A 4,122-nucleotide genomic window follows, 5' to 3' on the forward strand; every position below is an offset into this window, starting at 1 on the left:
CCGGGAGCTGCCGGAACCAGGAGTAGCCGGTGTAGACGACGAACCCGTCGCCGTGATTCCCGTCGAAGATGTTCCCTCGTGGGAAGAGGCCATTTCCTATCTGATTTATTCGCCAGGCCGCGAAGGTGGTGGGCGCGATCAAGGTTCCCGCGATGGTGGAAATCGCGAGCGTGAGAGCAGTCGCGAACGTGAAGAACGTCCGCGTGCCCCGCGCCGTGACGAAGGTCGCTCGGAACGCGAGCGCCCCGCCGAACAAGCGCGCATAGAAGAACAGCTTGAAGCGCGCCGCACCGCTGCGCGGAAAGCCATGATGGAAGCGCGTGCACTGGCCGATGAAAAAATGCGGCGCGAAGCTGAACAAGCCGCCGAGGCCGAGCGGCTGCGCATTGAACAAGCGGTCACCCAGGCAGCAGAAACTATTGCTAAACACCAGCAAGCCAGCCAGAGTATTAGTGAATTGCAAGTCGGTGCCTGGCTGGAGATCAGTAGAGAGCAAAATGCCGACGAAAAATTACGCGCAAAACTCTCTGTGATTATCAGCTCCACCGGAAAATATATTTTTGCCGATCAAGTCGGGCGCAAACTGGCCGAATATACACGCGAGCAATTAATTACCTTAATGGTAGAAGAGCAGCTAAAAATTTTGCGCAACGGCGACAATTTTGAAGATCAGTTGGCCAAAGTGATTCGCGGTTTACGTCGCGATGTATCCTAAACAACAAACCACTTAAAAAATCCGGGAAACCATTCAGGTAGCAGTGCGATGGAAAAACCTATGAATAATAATGATCAGCGCCAGGAGTACCGGCTCGACAATCAACTCACCGTGATTATTGAACTGGATTCATCGGCCAACGGCGAACCGACCCTGGTGGTCAGCAAAAGCCTGGACATTTCGGCCAATGGTTTGCGTGCGATTGCCCACGAAGCGGTTGCCACCGATATCATCCTGCGCTGCTGTATTCGCGATGAAGCCAGTGACCGCCAGTTTTTGCTCGTCACTGAAGTCAAATGGTGCCGCCCCCATGAGGATGGCGACTATCTCATTGGCCTCAGCCTGTTTGATTCCGATGGCACCGACATAGTGAAATGGAAGGAATATATTGCACAGAGTTGTGCGGACTGAGCGGTTGTTACAATCCACACAGACTGACCTACCGCTCGCCCTTTTTTTTGACCACTAGCCACGGCTCACAACCACTCTCACGAAACCTGCCCACACTTTTTACACTGCTTATAAAGTGATGTTGAGTTAATCAAATCAACCTCAGGATAAGGAGCAATGTATGTTGTGTAAAAAAAACGGTGGGGTTATGGCGGTCATGATCGCTATTCTGGTCTGCATGATATCGGCCAATCAAAGCCACAGTGCGACGATAAAGAGTTCGCTCTCCGTTGAAACCAAAGGCAGTGGCCCGGCGCTGATTTTTATCCCCGGGCTTAACAGCGGCAAGGAAACCTTTCGCGCTACCTGCGATCACCTCCAAAAAAACTACCAGTGCCATTTGTTGCAATTGCCTGGTTTTGCAGGTCATCCTGCTGCACCCGGTTTGCAACAGGATTTTTTAATCGCCATGCGCGACGAAATCCTGGCTTATCTCAACAACCATAAATTGCAAAAAGTCACGCTAGTGGGGCACAGCCTGGGTGGCACACTCAGTCTGATGCTTGCACTTAAGGCACCAGAGTTGGTTGATAGACTGGTGATTGTCGATGCGCTGCCGTTTTATCCCGCCATCCAAAACCCGGCCCTCACAGCCGAGTTGATGCGCCCCCAAGCGGAGCAAATGCGTGTGATGATGAACAACCAAAGCCAGGCAGATTATGAAAAAAATGCGGCAGCCAATATGCAGGGGATGAGCAATAATCCTGCGCGCTTACCGCTCTTGATCGAGTGGAGTAAAAATAGCGACCGCGCAACCACCACCCAAGCGATGGTCGCCTTAATGACCACCGATCTGCGCGGTGATGTAGCCGCCATCAAACAACCCACACTGGTGTTAGGTGCGTGGGCCGCCTATAAAGCCTATGGCTCGACCAAAGACAGCACGGCCGGAATTTATCAACTGCAATATGCAAAACTAAAAAATGTTGATATACGCTTGTCCGATACTGGCTACCACTTCTTAACCTGGGATGATGGCGATTGGGTCAACCAACAAATAAGCGAATTTTTGAGCGCAAAATGAATCAGGGACATGTTACGAACTACTCGCGCCAGTATCTGCTGGCGCAAGTTTTTTTTTGGGGCAACTATCTGCTGCTGAATATTATTTTTGCAATGCTCTGGAATAGTTTTTCCAGTGCGGCGATCGGCATTTTTGTCACACTGTCATTTATGCTGTTATGCATCAGCCACCAATTGCGTGCGCTCTATTTGCGCAATCAGCCGCAGCTCACCTTTTTGCGCACCTGCCTGCATTTAGGCTGGTTAATTCCACTCGCGGCACTGACGATACAAATAGCATTACACCTACTGATTTATGCAGTTGTCGCGTTAGCGCCAGAACGTAGCGCTGGCATTCACCCGTTTAGCATCGGCAGTTTTATTTTATATACGTTTAATACGGCATTTATGTTAGCGCTCTGGTCGATGCTGTATTTATTGCGCAGTGAATCTAAAAAACGGCGCGAAACAGAAATCGCCCACTGGCGCGACCAAGCCAAATTACGCGAAATTGAATTACAGTTTTTGCGTAGCCAAATCAATTCCCATTTTTTATTCAATTCACTCAACAACCTGCGCTCACTAATTCTGGAAGATCCACAGGCAGCGCGAAAAGGTTTGGCCGATTTGGCAACCCTGCTGCGCGGCTTATTGCAGGCGGAGGCGCATATTACTGTACCGCTGCGCGAAGAACTTGATTGGGTGCGCGGTTATCTCGCACTCGAAGCATTGCAATTTGAACAGCGCTTGCAATACGAGTTTACAATTGATGATTCGCTACTGGATGCCAAAGTGCCGCCACTGCTAGTGCAGACGCTGGTGGAAAATGCGATCAAACATGGCGTTGCCGGTCGTCGCAGCGGTGGCCTGGTGAGCCTGCGTGCACAGCGGTTGAATAACAGCGAGTGGAAATTGGAAGTGGAAAACCCTGCTGCAGAATTACCCGCGCTGCACCAAGGTAATGGGATTGGCCTTGCGAATGCGCGCGAACGCTTGGCAATTGCCTTTGGCGCACAGGCAACACTTGAATTGCAACTTGGTGAAAACGTTGTAGCCCGAGTATGCATGCCATTCTAAAAAAATGTGTAGCGCCCTAAAAAACTGGAATAGTTAGCATGAATATAATCATTGTTGATGACTCACGCCTTGCGCGCAAAGAATTATGCGGTTTGTTAGCAGAGCATCCCCACTGCACCATTATCGGGGAAGCGGGTGATGTTCAATCCGCACTCGCGCTTGTCAATGAGTTACAACCGGAATTGTTGCTGTTGGATATTCACTTGCCTGACGGTAGCGGTTTTGATTTGCTCGAACAGGGCGATTACACCCCCAAGGTTATCTTTACTACTGCGTATGAACAACACGCGCTGCGTGCCTTTGAAGTGAATGCGCTCGACTATTTACTAAAACCGGTAACACAAGAACGGCTGACAATCGCGTTGGAAAAAATCGCACCGAGCGCAGCCCGGCCGCATGCAAAAATGGAAACCACTCGCGCACCTAACCAGACGCCACCGGAACATGTATTTATCCGCGAAGGTGAACACTGCCACTTTGTAAAATTCCGCGATATCAGCCGCATCGTAGTCGAGGGAAATTACGCCCGGGTGTTTTTCCATAGCCAAAGCGCACTATTGCCGCGCTCGCTAAATTATGTGGAGGAACGCCTTGAATCCAACACCTTTTTTCGCGCGAACCGCCAGGAAATAATCAATTTGAATTTTATCGCCCGCATAGAACCCTGGATTGGCGATGGTTTGATGATTGTGATGCAGGACGGTACCGAAGTGATCAGCTCGCGCCGGCAAGCACGCGAGCTGAAACAGAGAATGGAGTTTTAAATCGTCACTAGCGGAAATTTATTTCAACAGATAAACCACATACACCTGTGCACTGATTTTCATTACACCCGGCTCAAAAGGTTCCGCTGAATCGGCCATACGCATAGCGCCCAC

The 4,122-nt window shown here is 50.3% G+C and carries 5 protein-coding genes; all 5 read left to right on the forward strand.

All coding sequences use genetic code 11. From position 1 onward, the window contains the following. Positions 1-715 (forward strand): DUF1631 family protein (locus tag ACWA6V_RS18230; protein ID WP_449523830.1); only part of this gene is annotated, 715 nt, incomplete at its 5' end. 60 nt (positions 716-775) lie between these two features. Then, positions 776-1,126, forward strand: coding sequence for a PilZ domain-containing protein (locus tag ACWA6V_RS18235; protein WP_310072716.1), 351 nt, complete (start codon positions 776-778; stop codon positions 1,124-1,126). A gap of 160 nt (positions 1,127-1,286) precedes the next feature. Further along, positions 1,287-2,189: an alpha/beta fold hydrolase gene (locus tag ACWA6V_RS18240; protein WP_449523831.1), complete on the forward strand. Its 903-nt coding sequence runs from the start codon at positions 1,287-1,289 to the stop codon at positions 2,187-2,189. Beyond that, the gene (locus tag ACWA6V_RS18245) at positions 2,186-3,244 is read left to right on the forward strand and encodes a sensor histidine kinase (RefSeq protein WP_449523832.1); all 1,059 of its coding nucleotides are present in this window, start codon (positions 2,186-2,188) and stop codon (positions 3,242-3,244) included. Before ACWA6V_RS18240 ends, ACWA6V_RS18245 begins: the two co-directional genes overlap by 4 nt. Before the next feature lie 38 nt (positions 3,245-3,282). After that, positions 3,283-4,008 carry a LytR/AlgR family response regulator transcription factor gene (locus tag ACWA6V_RS18250; RefSeq protein ID WP_449523833.1) on the forward strand — a complete coding sequence of 242 codons (726 nt, stop codon included), beginning with the start codon at positions 3,283-3,285 and terminating at the stop codon, positions 4,006-4,008. The last annotated feature ends 114 nt before the right edge of the window (positions 4,009-4,122 follow it).

Source organism: Cellvibrio sp., assembly GCF_053579595.1.